General features: G+C 64.0%; 14 protein-coding genes, 1 tRNA gene and 1 pseudogene. 8 read left to right on the top strand and 8 right to left on the bottom strand.

Features of this window, described 5'->3' with window-relative positions:
• Positions 1-174 precede the first annotated feature (174 nt).
• Positions 175-2,103, top strand: a complete 1,929-nt coding sequence (locus tag JYG34_RS17735) for a transglycosylase SLT domain-containing protein (RefSeq protein WP_213657662.1) — start codon at positions 175-177, stop codon at positions 2,101-2,103.
• Positions 2,104-2,236: 133 nt separating this feature from the next.
• On the opposite strand, the gene JYG34_RS17740 is transcribed toward JYG34_RS17735, so the two are convergent.
• Positions 2,237-3,040 carry an MOSC domain-containing protein gene (locus tag JYG34_RS17740; protein WP_213657663.1) on the bottom strand — a complete coding sequence of 268 codons (804 nt, stop codon included), beginning with the start codon at positions 3,038-3,040 and terminating at the stop codon, positions 2,237-2,239.
• Positions 3,041-3,103: 63 nt separating this feature from the next.
• The gene (locus JYG34_RS17745) at positions 3,104-4,039 is read right to left on the bottom strand and encodes a chemotaxis protein CheV (RefSeq protein ID WP_011534831.1); all 936 of its coding nucleotides are present in this window, start codon (positions 4,037-4,039) and stop codon (positions 3,104-3,106) included.
• Between the two features lie 352 nt (positions 4,040-4,391).
• Here JYG34_RS17745 and JYG34_RS17750 point away from each other — a divergent pair, with 352 nt between their 5' ends.
• From JYG34_RS17750 to JYG34_RS17760, 3 genes are all read left to right on the top strand, one after another.
• Positions 4,392-4,904 (top strand): histidine kinase, encoded by a 513-nt coding sequence (locus tag JYG34_RS17750; RefSeq protein WP_213657664.1) that lies wholly within the window; start codon positions 4,392-4,394, stop codon positions 4,902-4,904.
• Between the two features lie 376 nt (positions 4,905-5,280).
• A complete protein-coding gene (locus tag JYG34_RS17755) occupies positions 5,281-6,177 on the top strand; it encodes a sensor histidine kinase (RefSeq protein WP_213657665.1) in 897 nt (298 codons plus the stop codon).
• Positions 6,167-6,817: a response regulator gene (locus tag JYG34_RS17760; protein WP_011534835.1), complete on the top strand. Its 651-nt coding sequence runs from the start codon at positions 6,167-6,169 to the stop codon at positions 6,815-6,817. Before JYG34_RS17755 ends, JYG34_RS17760 begins: the two co-directional genes overlap by 11 nt.
• Here the strand turns inward: JYG34_RS17760 and yegS are convergent.
• The gene (gene yegS / locus JYG34_RS17765; RefSeq protein WP_213657666.1) at positions 6,801-7,688 is read right to left on the bottom strand and encodes a lipid kinase YegS; all 888 of its coding nucleotides are present in this window, start codon (positions 7,686-7,688) and stop codon (positions 6,801-6,803) included. The genes JYG34_RS17760 and yegS overlap by 17 nt on opposite strands.
• Positions 7,689-7,950: 262 nt before the next feature.
• Between yegS and JYG34_RS17770 the strand changes: the two genes are divergently transcribed.
• On the top strand, positions 7,951-9,405 hold the full coding sequence (locus JYG34_RS17770; protein WP_213657667.1) for a mannose-1-phosphate guanylyltransferase/mannose-6-phosphate isomerase: 1,455 nt from the start codon (positions 7,951-7,953) through the stop codon (positions 9,403-9,405).
• Between the two features lie 52 nt (positions 9,406-9,457).
• Positions 9,458-10,699, top strand: a complete 1,242-nt coding sequence (locus JYG34_RS17775) for a glycosyltransferase family 4 protein (protein WP_213657668.1) — start codon at positions 9,458-9,460, stop codon at positions 10,697-10,699.
• Here the strand turns inward: JYG34_RS17775 and JYG34_RS17780 are convergent.
• Entirely contained in the window at positions 10,680-11,867 is a 1,188-nt protein-coding gene (locus tag JYG34_RS17780; protein ID WP_213661212.1) for a molybdopterin molybdotransferase MoeA, read from the bottom strand. The genes JYG34_RS17775 and JYG34_RS17780 overlap by 20 nt on opposite strands.
• Positions 11,868-11,889: 22 nt before the next feature.
• Positions 11,890-12,429 carry a molybdenum cofactor biosynthesis protein B gene (gene moaB, locus JYG34_RS17785; protein WP_213657669.1) on the bottom strand — a complete coding sequence of 180 codons (540 nt, stop codon included), beginning with the start codon at positions 12,427-12,429 and terminating at the stop codon, positions 11,890-11,892.
• Positions 12,430-12,597: 168 nt separating this feature from the next.
• Here moaB and JYG34_RS17790 point away from each other — a divergent pair, with 168 nt between their 5' ends.
• Positions 12,598-12,819 (top strand): YgdI/YgdR family lipoprotein, encoded by a 222-nt coding sequence (locus JYG34_RS17790; RefSeq protein ID WP_213657670.1) that lies wholly within the window; start codon positions 12,598-12,600, stop codon positions 12,817-12,819.
• Positions 12,820-12,899: 80 nt separating this feature from the next.
• Positions 12,900-12,976, top strand: a tRNA-Pro gene (locus JYG34_RS17795).
• A 93-nt stretch (positions 12,977-13,069) separates the two neighbouring features.
• Here JYG34_RS17795 and mqo read toward each other — a convergent pair.
• From mqo to JYG34_RS26710, 3 genes and pseudogenes are all read right to left on the bottom strand, one after another.
• Positions 13,070-14,644, bottom strand: a complete 1,575-nt coding sequence (mqo, locus tag JYG34_RS17800; RefSeq protein WP_213657671.1) for a malate dehydrogenase (quinone) — start codon at positions 14,642-14,644, stop codon at positions 13,070-13,072.
• A 295-nt stretch (positions 14,645-14,939) separates the two neighbouring features.
• On the bottom strand, positions 14,940-15,707 hold the full coding sequence (locus JYG34_RS26705) for a methyl-accepting chemotaxis protein (protein WP_434011742.1): 768 nt from the start codon (positions 15,705-15,707) through the stop codon (positions 14,940-14,942).
• A 165-nt stretch (positions 15,708-15,872) separates the two neighbouring features.
• Positions 15,873-16,556: pseudogene (locus tag JYG34_RS26710) on the bottom strand (methyl-accepting chemotaxis protein); the annotation flags it as partial.
• Positions 16,557-16,571 lie beyond the last annotated feature (15 nt).

The following is a 16,571-nucleotide window of genomic DNA, read 5'->3' on the forward strand; positions in this document are numbered from 1 at the left end:
ACTTGCCCCCTCGCGGCATCAGGCAAGTCGCCACGGGCGGCACGACGTCGGATAACAACTCGATACAAGCACAGTGCTTTCACCCGCTGCCGGCAAACGGCTAAGCTAGGCAGTAATACCCAACAGTGCTGGCTTCGCCGTCACTCTCTTATGGTTCAACTGCCCGGACGTATCATGCGCAGCCGCCTGTTACAACTTGCTTCCTGCCTGCTGCTCGCCGCCACCACCGCGAGTGCCGCACAGGCCGTCGACATCACCCAACAGCGCCAGTACTACGACGAGGCCAAGCGCGCCCTGGCCAAGGGCGACAAAGGCCCTTACCTGCGCTATGCCCAGGCACTGCGCGACTACCCGCTCACACCTTATCTGACCTACGACGAGCTTACCGCCCGCCTGAAGACCGCCAGCAACGAGGAGATCGAAGGTTTCCTCGCCGCCCACGGCGACCTGCCCCAGGCCAACTGGATGAAGCTGCGCTGGTTGCGCTGGCTGGCCGAGCGCGGCGAGTGGAACACCTTCGTCAAATACTACGATCCCAAGCTCAACTTCACCGAACTGGACTGCCTCAACGGCCAGTACCAACTGACCCACGGCCTGCGCGCGGAAGGCTTCGCCACCGCCGACAAGCTATGGAACGTCGGCAAGTCGCAACCGGCCACCTGCGACACGTTGTTCGGCATGTGGGCCGCCGAAGGCCAACTGACCGAGGCTAAACGCTGGCAACGCTTGAAACTTGCCGCCCAGGCGCGCAACTATGGGTTGGCCAACCAACTGGCGAAGACGCTCACCACCCTCACCTCCCAAGGCAAGCTGCTGATCGATGTGGCACAAAAGCCTGAACTGCTGAACCAACCATCGCGCTTCACCCCCGTCAACGAGGCCATGTCCGACGTGGTCAGCCTCGGCCTGCGCCGTCTGGCCCGCCAGGATCCGGACCAGGCCATGGCGCTGCTCGACGACTATGCCCAGCGCATGCACTTCTCCCGCGACGAGAAAGTCGCCATCGCCAACGAGATCGGCCTGACCCTCGCGCGCCGCTACGACCCACGCGCGCTTGACCTGATGACCCGCTACGACCCAGAGCTTCGCGACAACACCGTCAGCGAATGGCGCCTGCGCCTGTTGTTGCGCCTGGGTCGCTGGGAAGACGCCTACGAGCTGACCAAGCGCCTGCCCCAGGACCTGGCCAGCAGCAACCGCTGGAAATACTGGCAGGCCCGTAGCCTGGAGCTGGCGCAACCGAACAACCCGCAGATCCCGTTGCTGTACAAGACCGTGGCCCGCGAGCGCGACTTCTATGGCTTTCTGGCCGCCGACCGGGCGCAGACCCCCTACCAGTTGAACAACAAGCCGCTGGTGCTCAGCCAGCAGCTGATCAACAAGGTCCGCAACACGCCCGGCGTACGCCGCGCCCTGGAGTTCCACGCCCGTGGCCAGGTAGTCGAGGGGCGCCGCGAGTGGTACCACGTCAGCCGCCACTTCAACCGCGACGAGATGGTGGCCCAGGCCCGCCTGGCCTACGAGATGCGCTGGTACTTCCCGGCCATCCGCACCATCAGCCAGGCCCAATACTGGGATGACCTGGACATCCGTTTCCCGATGGCCCACCGCGACACCCTGGTGCGCGAAGCGAAGGTCCGCGGCCTGCATTCGAGCTGGGTGTTCGCCATCACCCGCCAGGAGAGCGCCTTCATGGAGGACGCCCGCTCCAGCGTAGGCGCAAGCGGCCTGATGCAACTGATGCCGGCCACCGCCAAAGAGACTGCGCGCAAGTTCAGCATCCCACTGGCGTCGCCGGCCCAGGTGTTCAACCCGGACAAGAACATCCAGCTCGGCGCCGCCTACCTGAGCCAGGTGCACAGCCAGTTCAACGGCAACCGCGTGTTGGCCTCGGCCGCCTACAACGCCGGCCCGGGCCGGGTACGCCAGTGGCTCAAGGGCGCCAAGCACTTGAGCTTCGACGTATGGGTCGAGTCGATTCCGTTCGACGAGACACGCCAGTACGTGCAGAACGTGCTGTCGTATTCGGTCATCTATGGGCAGAAGCTCAATTCACCGCAGCCGCTGGTGGATTGGCATGAGCGGTATTTCGACGATATGTGACCAGGCCACCGATCAGTTGATTTGGCAAGACCCCTGTAGGAGCGGCTTTAGCCGCGATCACCCGCGAAGCGGGTGCCAGGCACCGCGGTGTCCGCATCGCGGCTGAAGCCGCCCCTACAAGTACGGCGCAGATCTACTCGATGACCTGAACACTCATCCCCACCTTTAGCTCACCCTCGCCGTCCACCGCCAGGTTCTGGCCGAACAGCACATCCCCTTCCCGCTCGCGGAAAGTCTTCAGAGTGGTCAAGGGTTCGCGGTCCGGGCTGCGCTCCCCGGTATCCGGGTCCAGCGTGGTCAGGATGCAGCGTACGCTGGGCTTGAGCACACGGAAGGCCATGTCGCCGATGCGGATACGCTTCCAACCGTCTTCGGCGAAAGCCTCTGCACCCTCGACAACAAGGTTCGGCCGAAAACGCAGCATTTCCATGGGCCGCCCGACGCGCCGACTCAGCTCATCGAGCGAAGCCTGGCCGATCAGCAACAGGGGAAAACCATCGGGAAAGGCCGCACGGTCGCTGTTCAAGCCGTAACCGCTGGGCAGGTAGCGTGCCCGCTGTTCGGGGCAATGCACCAGGCGCACCGACTTGCCAAGCACCTCGCTCAACCAAGCGGCGGCGGCATCACCGGCATCGGGCACGCGCAAGGTGTCACGCCAGATCGTTACGCCACGCAAGGTGTCATCAGAAGCCGGCTGCGCCACCTGCAACGGCGCAAGCCCGGCCGTCTCGAGCCGTAACCCGCCATCCACCGCGTGAAGAGCCCTGACCTGGCCAAGCCGCGGCCAGGCGCGCTGGGTGAGGAAGCGGCCGTTTTCCGCTTCCACCACCATCCAGCGCCGATCGCCCTCCAACCCCAGGTTACCAACGGGTGAAGCCTGCAGGCTCTGCGCCTGCGCCGACTTCACCGGATAGCGATACAACGCACTGAGAATCATCCTTGCCTGCCTTGCGCCCGTTAAAAAACCAAGCTTATACCGGACGGCGCAGGCGTGCAGGCATCAGGCCGAGACGTTGTCCATGCTCAAGCGCTGGCGCACTACATCCACCAGCCGGTCAGGCTGGAACTTGGAGAGGAAGTTGTCACAACCGACCTTCTTCACCATGGACTCGTTGAAGCTGCCCGACAACGAGGTATGCAGCACCACATACAGGCCGCGCAGGCGTGGGTCACTGCGGATCTCGGTGGTCAGGCGATAGCCGTCCATCTCGGGCATTTCGGCGTCGGTGAAAATCATCAGCAGCTTTTCACAAACGTTCTCACCCGCGTCGGCCCACCCCTTGAGCAGGCGCAAGGCCTTGAGGCCATCACTGGCCACATGCAGCTTGACGCCCAGTTGCGACAGGGTGTCGCGCAACTGCGCCAGGGCCACGCTGGAGTCGTCCACCAGCAGCACCTCGCGGCCGCGGGCGCGTGCCAGCACCGGATCGTCCAGCTTGTCACGGGAAACCTTGGCGCTGTAGGGGACGATCTCGGCCAGCACCTTTTCCACGTCGATGATTTCGACCAGCTTCTCGTCGACCTTGGTGATCGCGGTGAGGTAATGCTGACGACCGGCACTGGTCGGCGGCGGCATGATCGATTCCCAGTTCATGTTGACGATACGGTCGACCCCCCCCACCAGGAACGCCTGCACCGAGCGGTTGTACTCGGTCACGATGATGGTGCTGTCGGGGCTGGGCTGCAGCGGGCGCATGCCGATGGCCTGGGAAAGATCGATCACCGGCAGGGTCTGGCCGCGCAGATTGACCACGCCACAGACGAAGGAGTGCCGCTGTGGCATCAGGGTCAGCTTCGGCAGCTGCAGCACTTCCTGGACCTTGAACACGTTGATGGCGAACAGCTGCCGACCCGCCAGGCGGAACATGAGGATTTCCAGGCGGTTCTCACCTACCAGTTGCGTGCGTTGGTCTACCGTGTCGAGAATGCCGGCCATGTGGACAACCCCCTGGCTTGAGTCGGGAAAAATGATTGCATCCACCTTGTATCGGCGGATACTCGCGTAGCTTGACCCCCGGTGGAAAAAGCTGCGCAGGGCGATTGATATCACTTTACCATCATGCTTTACTGCTGCCACACCTGCCGCTCTGCTACTCCCTCATCGAACGAGCCAGTCGAAACCACATCAGGGAAACCCCTAGTGGCAATCGGGTGCAACCTGATGTTCGCAATATCCATTAGCCATTAATGTGACGCCATTCTCAATGCATGAACGGAGTCAGGCTTTTGCTAGCGATCGTCTCGGTGTGGCCAACCCTTGCCCCGGCCCTGCACGCTGGAGCGTCATGATGGACAGCACGCCCCAGAACAGCACAGCCTTGCAGGACTTTTTGCTGGATGCGCAAGACCTGCTCACGAAGTCCCAGGAATGCCTGCAGCACCTGGAGCTGATCGACAATGACCCGGATGCCTGCCAATGCCTGGGTGAGACGCTCGACCTCCTGGCCCGTCGAGCTGGCCTGCTCGGATTGCTGGAAATCGCCCACTACACTCGCACCCTGCAACAATTGCTCGCGCCAGCGTGTAGTCAACGACACCTGCGTGGCGAAGCCCTGCCCGCACTGGATGCCTGCCTGACTCTGCTGGCCTGGCAACTGGAGCTGGTCGACCCACGCACAGGCCGGTTGGGCCTGGACATGCAAGAACAGCACCTGCTACTCACTGAACTGGCCACCTCACTGGGGCAGCCGGCCACGCAACTGTGCGAACCGTGCCAGGAAGTCGGTCGTTTCTGCAGCCACCCACCTACGCAAGAATTCGGTAGTGACGGCATCGGCGCCACATCGGATTGCGAACACTGAAGATCCGAACGAGCGACAACTTGGTGTCATTCACAAACAACTTGTAAAAGTTTCACGAGTATCCCCAAGTGCTTTTAGCAGGGCGCACGCTTAGTTGCTTTCAAGGAGAGGAGCAGCAAACGGTACTGGCACTATGCTAGTTGCACCTTCGACACCCGCACTCGGCGCCAGCCCAGAAAATCAGAGGTTTCAAGCAGTTGCACCGCCCGCGACCAAACCCGACCAAAGTGTTAACATGCGCACATTCGAACATGCGCACCGTGGATAATGGGCGATTGAACGCGTGCTCGGCGCTTGATTGAGAGCGGCACGCCAAACCTCTGGCCAGACCTGTGCAATGCCCACCAACAGCAATAATTCAGTGGCTCCCCTCTCTATGCTTCCACGCTTGAAGATCCTCCAGCGTAGCCGCTCCAGAGCTGTCCTGCTCCGATGGGCGACTTCGCTGCTGTGCGTGGTCTCGCTCATGGCGAACCTGCTGTGCTATCTCCGCGGCCAGCCACTGTCGGCCGAACTGCTGCTGTTGCAATTGGCGGCGATGATCGGTGTGGGTTGGCATTTGCGTCACTGGGCACGCTCCATCAGTTTGCGCCCCGCCGAACTGGCCGACCGCATGCTCAAGGTGCAGGAAAGCGAACGGCAACGCCTGAGCCGTGAATTGCACGACGACATCGGCCAACTGCTGACCGCCGCCAAACTTCAAGTCGACTGGCTTCACCGCCGCGTGCCAGCCGAGCTGCAAGCTCACTGCGGCACCTTGCGCAGCACCTTGGACCATACGCTGAGCAACGTGCGCGACGTTTCCGCCATTCTCAACCCCCGGCAACTGGCCAGTCTGGGCCTTGAAGCCAGCCTGCGCGCCCATCTGCTGCGCACCCTGGAAAACTGCGACGTGCACTGGAGCCTTGAGTGCAATCAGCGCCTGGGCGGCATCAGTGAAGACGTGGCAATGGCGGCCTTCCGCATTACACAAGAAGCCGTGACCAACATCCTGCGCCACGCCAACGCCCGCAACCTGATCATTCGCCTGCAACGCACGTCAGCCGGACTCGCCCTGACCATCCAGGACGACGGTCGCGGCTTCGTGCCTGCGCCAGACCCCGCCGAAGCCGGGCAGCGCGGCATGGCCGGGATGCTCGAGCGCGCGACCGCGCTGCAAGGCAGCCTGACTATTTCCAGCCGGCCCGACGAGGGCACCCAGATCAACGCTCTGTTCCCATGGCCGCCCCGCAGCCAGGAACGCGCCAGGACCCCCACCGCCAATGACCTGTAGATTGCTTCTGGTGGACGACCACTCCCTGATTCGCGCTGGCGTCCGCTCGCTGGTATCGGATATCCCCGGATATGCCGTGATCGGCGAGGCCGAGGATGGCAACCAGCTCCTCGACCATGTACTGCGCCTGAACCCCGATATCGTCCTGCTCGACATTTCCATGCGCTCGACCAGCGGGCTCGATGCACTTACGCAACTGCGCGCAAACGGTTGCACCTGCAAGGTCCTGATCCTGTCGATGCACACCGACCCGGACCTGATCATGCGCGCGCTTGAGAGTGGCGCCCATGGCTACCTGCTCAAGGACACCACTGGCAGCGAGTTGGAGCAGGCCCTGACGGCGCTGCGTAATGACGAGCGCTACCTCAGCCCGGCGATCGCCCACACCGTGATCAACCAAGCCCTGATACGCGCACAAAGTGGCAACGACTACCGCCAGCACCTGACCGCGCGCCAGCTGGAAATCCTGCGCCTGATCGTGCGCGGCAAGTCCACACGGGAGATCGCCGGCGGCCTGGGGCTGTCGATCAAGACGGTGGAAACCCACCGCTCGCAGATCATGAAGCGCCTGCAGATCTACGACGTGGCAGGCCTCGTGCTGTTCGCCGTGCGCGAGCGGATCATCAGCCTGGACGACTGAGCAATGGCGAGCCTGCGGGCAAATGCAGGCGCAAGGCCTTGGGCAGCGCCTCGAAACGCAGGCTGTCGGCTTGCAGCGGCTCGCCATCGAGATTGATATCCAGCCCCTGCGAGCACTTGATTTCGACCCACGGAAGCCGCGCCCGCACGAACAACTCCTCGCCCGCCAGCAAACCGCGCAAGGTCCCTACCACTTCCTGTGGCGCGGGAAGAATGCCGATATCCAACAGACCGTCATCGGCCTTGGCATCCGGGCACAGGACGTGCCCGCCGCCCGCCTGCCGGCCATTGCCGATCCCCAGCGCCAGCAATGCTCCCTGCCAATGGAACCCTGGCCCCTGCAGCGTCACCGAGGCCGCCTGCAACTCACTGAAGCGCGACAGCCCCATGAACAGGTAAGCTGCAGCCCCAAGCACCTTTTTCAGGTCTTCGGAGGTATTGGCCGTGACCTGGCTGCCGAATCCGCCGGTCGCCATGTTCAGGAACAACTGATCCCCCACCCGCCCCAGGTCGATGGATTGTGCCGGCGCCTCCAGCAAAGCCAGGGCCGCGGCGGGCTCGAGCGGCACCCCAGCGGCCCTGGCGAAGTCATTGGCAGTGCCAAGCGGCAGCAGTGCCAGGCTGGCCTGGGTACGGGCAAACCCCATGGCTTCAGCCACATCGCGCAGGGTGCCGTCGCCACCACCGGCCACCAGCCGACCATAGCCTTGCTCCAGCGCCTCATCCACCAGGCGCCGGGCATCGCCGGCCTCCCAGGTGAGGCGCACGTCCAGCCCCCAGCCACGCTCGCGCAACTGGCCGACCGCGGCGCGCACCTCGTCGTTGGTGGCCTGCTTGCCATGCAGGATCAGCATTGCCTTGCGTTCGCCCATCATCGTGCTCCATGAACAGACCTGTGGTTATCTCGACCACTGCAATTCGAAAATGACTCCTCGGTGCCAGCAAAACGATCAGGCGCCCTGCAATTGCCATTGAAAGCCTCACGCATTGAGTGCATCATCCGACAAATATTTGGCCTTCACGGATGATGCCGCTCATAAAAGTCATTAAATTGACTTTCTGCTGCCAGATGCCTGACAGGTCGTGTTTCATTCATCGCGCTGCCCCTCAGCGCCTGATTTCGAGGCTTTGACTATGAGCGTACTGATCCCTTGCATCATTGCCGGCGGCGCCGGCACCCGATTGTGGCCGGTCTCCCGCGAGGCGATGCCCAAACCTTTCATGCGCCTGCCAGACGGCGTCAGCCTGCTGCAGAACACGTTCAACCGCGCCAGCCGCCTGCCCGGCGTGGAGCGCGTGCTGACGGTAACCAACCGAGAGATGTTCTTCCGCACCCAGGACGAATACCGCCAGGTCAACCAACAGCGACTCGCCCTCGACTTCATTCTCGAACCGTTCGGCCGCAACACGGCGCCAGCGATTGCCGCCGCTGCCGTACAGTGCGCGCGCCTGTATGGCGAGGACAGCCTGCTGCTGGTACTGCCCGCCGATCACTTGGTCGAGGACCAGGCGGCGTTCGAGGTCGCCGTCGCGCAGGCGCGCAGGTTGGCCGAGCAGGGTTGGTTGACCACGTTCGGGCTACAGCCGACCCGGGCCGAAACCGGTTTCGGCTACATCGAGCGAGGCCAGGCCATCGATGGCGATGGTTATCGGGTCGCGCGCTTCGTCGAGAAACCCGACGGCGCCACCGCCGAAACCTACGTACAGGGCGGCCGTCACCTGTGGAACGCCGGCATGTTCTGCCTGCGCGCGGGCAGCCTGCTGGACGCGCTGCGTCAACATGCCCCGCACGTGCTGCAGCCTGTCGACGAATGCCTGGGGCAGAGCGCGTTCAAGGAGGGCGCGGGCCAATGGCAAGTGGAACTCGACCCAGTCAGTTTCGAACAGGCGCCGGATATCTCGATCGACCACGCCCTGATGGAGCCCTCCACCCAAGTAGCCGTGGTGCCCTGCGACATCGGCTGGAGCGATATTGGTTGCTGGGAAGCCGTGCGCGAACTGCACCCCGCCGACGACCAGGGCAACCACTGCAACGGCGAGACCGTGCTGCACGACGTCAGCAACTGCTACATCGATTCGCCCCGCCGGCTGGTCGGCGCCGTGGGCCTGGACAACCTGATCGTCATCGACACCCCCGATGCCCTGCTGATCGCCGACGCCGCGCGCAGCCAGGAGGTCAAGGTGATCGCCCAGCAACTCAAGAAAAAGGGCCATGACGCCTATCGCCTGCACCGCTCGGTGAACCGCCCCTGGGGCCTGTACACCGTGCTCGAGGAAGGCGCCAGGTTCAAAATCAAGCGCATCATGGTGCGCCCGGGCGAATCGCTGTCGCTGCAGATGCACCACCACCGCAGCGAGCACTGGATCGTGGTCAGCGGCATGGCCTGCGTGACCAATGGCGAGGACGAATTCCTGCTCGACACCAACGAGTCGACCTTCATCAAGCCTGGCCGCACGCACCGCCTGACCAACCCCGGCGTCATCGACCTGGTGATGATCGAGGTGCAAAGCGGCGAGTACCTGGGCGAAGACGACATCGTGCGCTTTACTGATATCTATGGACGCGCCCCGGCAGCCGCTCTCGGTTGACTGCCCTCGGGCGCGTTTTTTCTTCCAGGGCCATCAACGAGGAATCGGGGCCATGCGCATACTCTGGACACTGCCCTACCTGCCCTGGCCCACCACCAGCGGCAGCAAGACCCGGCAATACCATCTGCTGCGCGCACTGGCACAGCGTGGTCACCGGATCACCTTGCTGGTGCAGTCGAAAATTCCGCTGGGCGAGGCCGCGCGCGAAGCCCTGGAACCCTGGCTGGAACGCCTGATCGTGCTACCCAGACGCCCCGTGCACAGTCCGTTGAACCTGCTCGCCTCGCCCATCATCGACTACCCCATGCGGGCGATCATCAATGGCCTCGCACCCTGCCTGCGCCACCGATTCGAGCAACTGCTGGACGAGCCCTGGGACGTGGTGCAGATCGAACACAGCTACAGTTTCCAACCCTTCGAGAAAGCCCTGCAGGCGCGTGGACTACCCTTCATGCTCAGCGAACACACCCTCGAATCGGTGATGGGCGCTGTCCGCCATGACCGCCTGCCCCTGTGGTTGCGTCCACTCAACGCTTTCGATCGCTGGCGCTACCGGCGCTGGGAGCAACGTGTGCTGCGCCAGCCCAGCGAGGTGGTGGCGGTCAACCCCCACGATGCCAACCTGATCGGACAGATCAGCGGGCGCCCGGTCAATGTGGTGGTCAGCGGTGTGGACTGCGACCACTACCAGGACATTCGCCCGGCGCTGCACAGCCAACGCCTGTTGTTCGTCGGCAATTTCGAATACGGCGCCAATCTCGAAGCGATCGAGTGGGCGCTGGAGGAGATCCTGCCCCAGGTCTGGCTGAGCAACCCGGCGGTGCGCCTGGCCATCGCCGGGCACGCCTTGCCCGCCAGCTGGAAACTGCACTGGAACGACCCGCGCATCGAGTGGGTCGGCTACCGACCCGACCTGCGTGAACTGCAACGGCGCTCGGCACTGTTCTTCGCCCCGCTGCGCCATGCGGGCGGCTCCAAGGTGAAGATTCTCGAAGCCATGGCCGCCGGCCTGCCGGTGATCACCACCAGCAGCGGCGTGTCAGGGCTGGCGGTCAACAATGGCGAACACTACCTGGGCAGCGACGACAGCGGCCAACTGGCACTGCTGGTCACCCAACTGCTCAACCAACCCTGGCGCATGTCCCAGTTGGGCGAGGCGGGTCGTCATTTCACCCGCCAACGCCATGACTGGAGCGTCGCCGCGCAGCAACTGGAAAACGTGCACATGCGTCTGACCCAGCAGGCCACAGCCGGCACGACGGCCCTTGGTGGGGCTAGCCCAGCAACTCGTTGAAGGGGATGAATGGCACCGGATCCCCTTGGCGCGGCGTACTGCCCTCGCGGACTTCCACCACGCCCTCGGCCCAGGCGGCACTGCGCAGCACGCCTGAACTCTGATTCTTGTAGATGCGTACGCGGCCATCCTCGATACGCGCCCGCAGGTATTCCCGGCGAGTGCCCGGCCGGGGCCAGTCGAAACCAGCCGGCACGCTGAAGCGCAGCGGCGTGACATCGGCTACACCCTGACGGCGCAGCAAATAAGGGCGGGTCAGCAACCCGAAGGTGACCAGGGTCGATGCCGGATTGCCCGGCAAGCCAATGACCGGAACGCCCTGGTAATGCCCGAAGGTGAGCGGCTTGCCCGGCTTGATCGCCAGCTTCCACAACGCCAGCTCACCGGCCTCGCGCAGGGCCATGCCCAGGTAGTCGGCCTCCCCGACCGAAACGCCACCGGTGGAAAGGATCAGGTCGACATCGCCGAGGCCGGCCAGGCACTGGCGGGTGCGCACCAGGTCATCGGCAAGGATGCCAGCATCCAGCACTTCACAACCCAGGCGCTGCAACCAGCTGACCAGCAGCCTGCGGTTGCTGTTGTAGATCTGCCCCGGACCAAGCGGCAGACCAGGCTCGACCAGTTCATCACCCGTCGACAGCACGGCCACCCGTGGGCGGCGCACCACTTCGAGCCGGGCGAAACCGAGGGTGGCGGCCAACCCCAACTGGATCGGCCCCAGCCGGGTACCGGCGCTCATCACCTGCTCGCCGGCACGGGTTTCCTGCCCCTTGGGGCGCACATTCTGTTCGACGGCCAACGACTCGAGAAAGCGCACCCGACCATCCCCGAGCACCTCGGTGTTTTCCTGCATCTCGACGCAGTCGGCCCCCTCGGGCAACGGCGCCCCCGTGAAGATCCGTGCGCAGGTACCCGGCTGCAGCGGTGCCGGCGCATGGCCGGCGAAGATCCGCTGGCTGACCGGCAGCGGCTCGCCCTGCCAGTCCGCGAGGCGCAGGGCATAACCATCCATGGCGCTGTTCGGCCAGGGCGGGAGGTCCAGCCCAGCCACCAGCGCCTGGGCCAACACCCGGCCTTCGGCAACCGCGAGGTCGACCATTTCGGTCTGCCGGATCGGCGCGGCCTCGGCCAACGCCAGCAAACGTTCCAGCGCCTCCTCCACCGGCATCAGTGGCCGGGCCTGCCTGGCCTCAGCCACGGCTGTCGCAGGCCGCTGCCTGCTTCAGGTGAGGCACGAAGTTGCACGGACGATGACGCGCGTCGAGCTGCTCGGCCAGGATGCCGTCCCAACCGGTGCGCACTGCATTGGTCGAACCCGGCAGGCAGCACACCAGGGTGCCGTTGGCCAAGCCGGCAAGGGCGCGGGACTGGATGGTGGAAGTGCCGATATCGGCCACCGAGATCTGCCGGAACAGCTCGCCGAAGCCTTCCACCTGCTTGTCCAGCAGACAAGCCACGGCTTCCGGCGTGCTGTCGCGGCCGGTAAACCCGGTGCCGCCGGTGATCAGCACCACCTGGACCTGTTCGTCGGCGATCCAGGTGGCGACCTGGGCGCGGATCTTGTACAGGTCGTCCTTGAGCAGCATGCGCGCGGCGAGCTGGTGACCAGCCGCGGTGAGGCGGTCGACGAACAGCTGGCCGGAGGTATCAGTGTCGAAGGTGCGGGTGTCGCTGACCGTCAGCACGGCAATGTTCAGCGCCACGAAAGGGGTATCTGCCTTGGCTTTCATGAGGGTACGTCGCAGGGAACAGGGATGTGCGCTGTTATATCACACGCCGGCCCCGCCGTTGCTCTTGGTCAATCCCGGTGCGATGGCGCTATGCTGCACTGTTCAAGGAACTTGCGTGGACGCCCTGCGTCTTAATGTCATCTAGCACCCTCGCACTGGAGATACACGATGATCCAACGGACCCTTCCCGCCTTCCTGCTCGCCCTGGGCCTCGGCGCCCTTGCCGGCTGCGCTTCGCCCACCGTCATCACCCTGAACGATGGCCGCGAGATCCAGGCGGTGGATACCCCCAGCTACGATGAAGACTCCGGTTTCTACGAGTTCGAACAGCTCGATGGCAAACGCACCCGTATCAACAAGGACCAGGTCCGTACCGTCAAGGATCTGTGATCGGCACGGCTTTTTCACATAACCCCTTTTTGCAACAAGGGGTTGCGTGAGAAAAAGCGATGCAGTACGATTTTGGCCATCGGAGTGTAGCGCAGCCAGGTAGCGCGTCTCGTTCGGGACGAGAAGGCCGCAGGTTCGAATCCTGTCTCTCCGACCAAATCTCGTCAAAAAACCCGCCTCGAGCGGGTTTTTTGTTGCCTGCACAAAAACACGATTGCGTAGGAGCCGGCTTGCCGGCTCCTACGACGTGTCAGAGGGCCGTGTCTGGCAATACCGGCACGTACAGCAGCTGCAGGCGCGCACTGCTCCACTCGCGGGTCTTGTTGGTCAGCTCGAGGTCGTTGTTGAGCTTGCGCCCATAGGTTGGCACGATCTCTTTGAGCTTCGCCTGCCACTCTGGCGTCTTGATCCGATCCTTGAAGGTCTTCTCCAGCACGCTCAGCATGATCGGCGCGGCGGTCGAGGCACCTGGCGAGGCACCCAGCAGCGCGGCAATGCTGCCGTCCTGGGCCGCCACCACTTCGGTACCGAACTGCAGCACGCCGCCGTGCTCAGGGTCCTTCTTGATCACCTGAACGCGCTGCCCGGCCTGAAGCAGTTTCCAGTCTTCGTTCTTGGCGTTGGGGAAGTACTCGCGCAGCGCCGCCATGCGGTCGTCGAAGCTGAGCATCAACTGGCCCATCAGGTAGGTGCTCAGGTCGATGTTGTCGATGCCGGCATGCATCATCGGGCTGATGTTGTGGCTGTTCAGCGAGGCGAACATGTCCAGCAGCGAGCCGTTCTTCAGGTACTTGGTGGAGAAGGTCGCGAACGGGCCGAACAGCAGCACCTCCTTGCCATCGATCACCCGGGTATCGAGGTGCGGCACCGACATCGGTGGCGCGCCGACCGAAGCCTTGCCGTACAGCTTGGCCTTGTGACGGGCAACCAGGTCCGGGTTGTCGGTCATCAGGAACTGGCCACCCACCGGGAAGCCGGCGTAGCCTTCGGCTTCCGGGATACCGGACTGCTGCAGCAGCTTGAGCGCGCCGCCTCCGGCACCGATGAACACGAACTTGGCCTTGACCACAGTCTGCTTGCCACCGTTGGCCAGGTCGGCCACCACCACGTTCCAGCTACCGTCCTGGTTGCGCACGATATCGCGCACCTCATGGCCCAGGTGCAGCTTGACGTTGGGATTGCGGGTCATCGAGGCGAACAACTGGCGGGTGATCTCGCCAAAGTTCACGTCGGTGCCGATCGCCATGTGGGTGGCGGCGACCTTCTGCTCCGGGTCACGCCCTTCCATCACCAGCGGCACCCACTTGCGGATCTGTTCGTGGTCCTCGGAGATCTCCATGCCACGGAACAGCGAGCTGTGGCGCAGGGCTTCGACGCGCTTGTGCAGGAAGGCGACATTCTCGTCACCCCAGACGAAGCTCATGTGCGGCACGTTGTTGATGAACGAACGCGGGTTGTTCAGCACGCCCTTTTCGACCTGGTAGGCCCAGAACTGCTTGGACACTTCGAACTGCTCGTTGACGTTGACCGCCTTGCTGATATCGATACCGCCATCGGCACCGACACTGGTGTAGTTCAGCTCGCAGAAGGCCGAGTGCCCGGTGCCGGCGTTGTTCCAGGCGTTGGAGCTTTCCTCGGCGACCCGGTCCATGCGCTCGTAGACGTCGACGGTCCAGTTCGGTTCCAGCTCGGTGAGGTAAGTCCCCAGGCTCGCGCTCATGATGCCACCGCCAATCAGCAGGACATCGACGGTCTTTTCCGGCTCCGAGGGCTTGGAGCAGCCGATGACGCCCAGGCACAGGAGCGTCAGCAGGAGTTTTTTCATTAGCTCAATCCAATTGAAGTGAAGGACTGGCAGTCGTTGCCCCCGGTGTGCACGCCCGGATGTTGTTGTTCTGGTTCGCAGGAGTCTTGCGGGATCGGGGCACGATCGCCTGGGCCGTGGCCCGGGGCGCCGTAAAGCAGGGAGTGTGCCAGGTGTGGCGGGGCCAGCATCCACGCGGCAAGCAAGCTGCGCACAGGCCCAAGCGATGGCGACAATCCGCCACACACCTGAGTATCTGGCGGATTCCCCACTCCCAGTAGGCGCCAGCCTTGCTGGCGCCTACTGGGACGATGGGTCAGCGGGTCAGGCGCGCGGTCACTTCACCCAGTTGCCCCGACAAACCATGCAGGTGCTGCCCAGCCTGCTCGGTGTGCTGTACCGCCTCCTGGTTGGCGGTGGCGATACGGGTGATCTCGACCAGGTTGCGGGAGATGTCCTCGGCGACGCTGGTCTGCTCCTCGGCGGCCGTGGCGATCTGCCGGTTCATGTCGCGGATCGCCTCCACTGCGGTGGTGATGCGCTGCAGCATCTGCCCGGCCTGCTGCACCTGCTCGGCACCCTCCTCGCTGCGCTGCTGGCCGCTTTCGATGGCCTTGACCGCCTCGAGCGCGCCGGACTGCACGGCCTCGATGATCTGGTGGATTTCGGCGATCGACGCCGCGGTGCGCTGGGCCAGGCTGCGCACTTCGTCGGCGACCACCGCGAAGCCGCGCCCGGCCTCGCCGGCGCGGGCGGCCTCGATGGCGGCGTTGAGTGCCAGCAGGTTGGTCTGCTCGGCGATGCCACGGATCACCTCGAGCACCTTGCCGATACGCATGCTGTCATTCTCCAGGTGGCGGATCACTGCAGCCGTGCCAGCAATCTCGCGGTTGACCAGGGCAATGATATCGATGGTCTGCTGCATCACCCGATCACCCGCCTGGGCGCTGTGGTCGGCATCGTCCGCGGCGCGTGCCGCTTCAGCGGCATGACGGGCCACTTCCTGGGCTGTGGCAGACATTTCGTGCATGGCGGTGGCGACCTGGTCGGTGCGCTGGAACTGGTCCTGGGTACCGTGGGCCATATCGCCGGCAATATTGCGCAGCCGGCCGCTGGCGCTCTCCAGCTCTTCGGCGTTGCCTTTGAGCCGGCCGACGGTGTCGGCGAGGAAATCACGCAGGGTGTTGGCCGCCAGCGCCAGCCGCCCCAGTTCGTCTTCGCGGTTGCTTTGCACCCGAGCGCCGAAACGGCCCTGGCTGAGCTGGGCGACGTAGTCGATGAGCTGGCGGATCGGCTCGACCAGGCTGCGGTTGACCAGCCACAGGCTGAACAGCCCCACCAGCACCGCCGAGGCCAACATCACCAGCACACCCAGCCACACCGTGCGCTCGGCGCTGGCGCTGATGGTGCTCGCACGGCTACCGGCATCGGCCCGCAGCTGCTCGACCAGCGCGCTCATCTGGTCACTGGTGGCCCGGTCCACGCCCTTGACCGCCAGATCGCCTGCCACGGGGTCGCCACCGGCGGCGAGGAAGGCCTGACGCCCTTTTTCGTAGGCCGCGCCCAACTGACGATGGCTATCCTTGAGTTGCTCCAGGCGCCCCTTGAGCGCCGGATCGCCATTAATGATCAGTTGCCCCAGCAATTGCTGCACCTGCTGCTCCCGCGCCTGGAACTGCTGCCAGTACTTGTCCAGCTCGGCCGGCTGGCGGCCGCGCAACAGCACGTTCTTCCATTCCTGCACCTGGATCTTGAACTGCAGGTTGGCTTCGTCGATCAGTTGCGAGGCACGCAACGGCCCGTCGACCAGCTCGGCGTAGCCGCGCACGCTGGAGGACAGGAACTGGAAGCACACCAGCGCGATCAGCAGGATCGCCACCAGGCTGCCGCCAAGCAGGGAGAGAATTTGCACTCTGAGGGATTTGCGCAACATTGCGGATCTCGGAAC

Source organism: Pseudomonas entomophila, from assembly GCF_018417595.1.
In the GTDB taxonomy this organism is placed as follows: domain Bacteria; phylum Pseudomonadota; class Gammaproteobacteria; order Pseudomonadales; family Pseudomonadaceae; genus Aquipseudomonas; species Aquipseudomonas entomophila_C.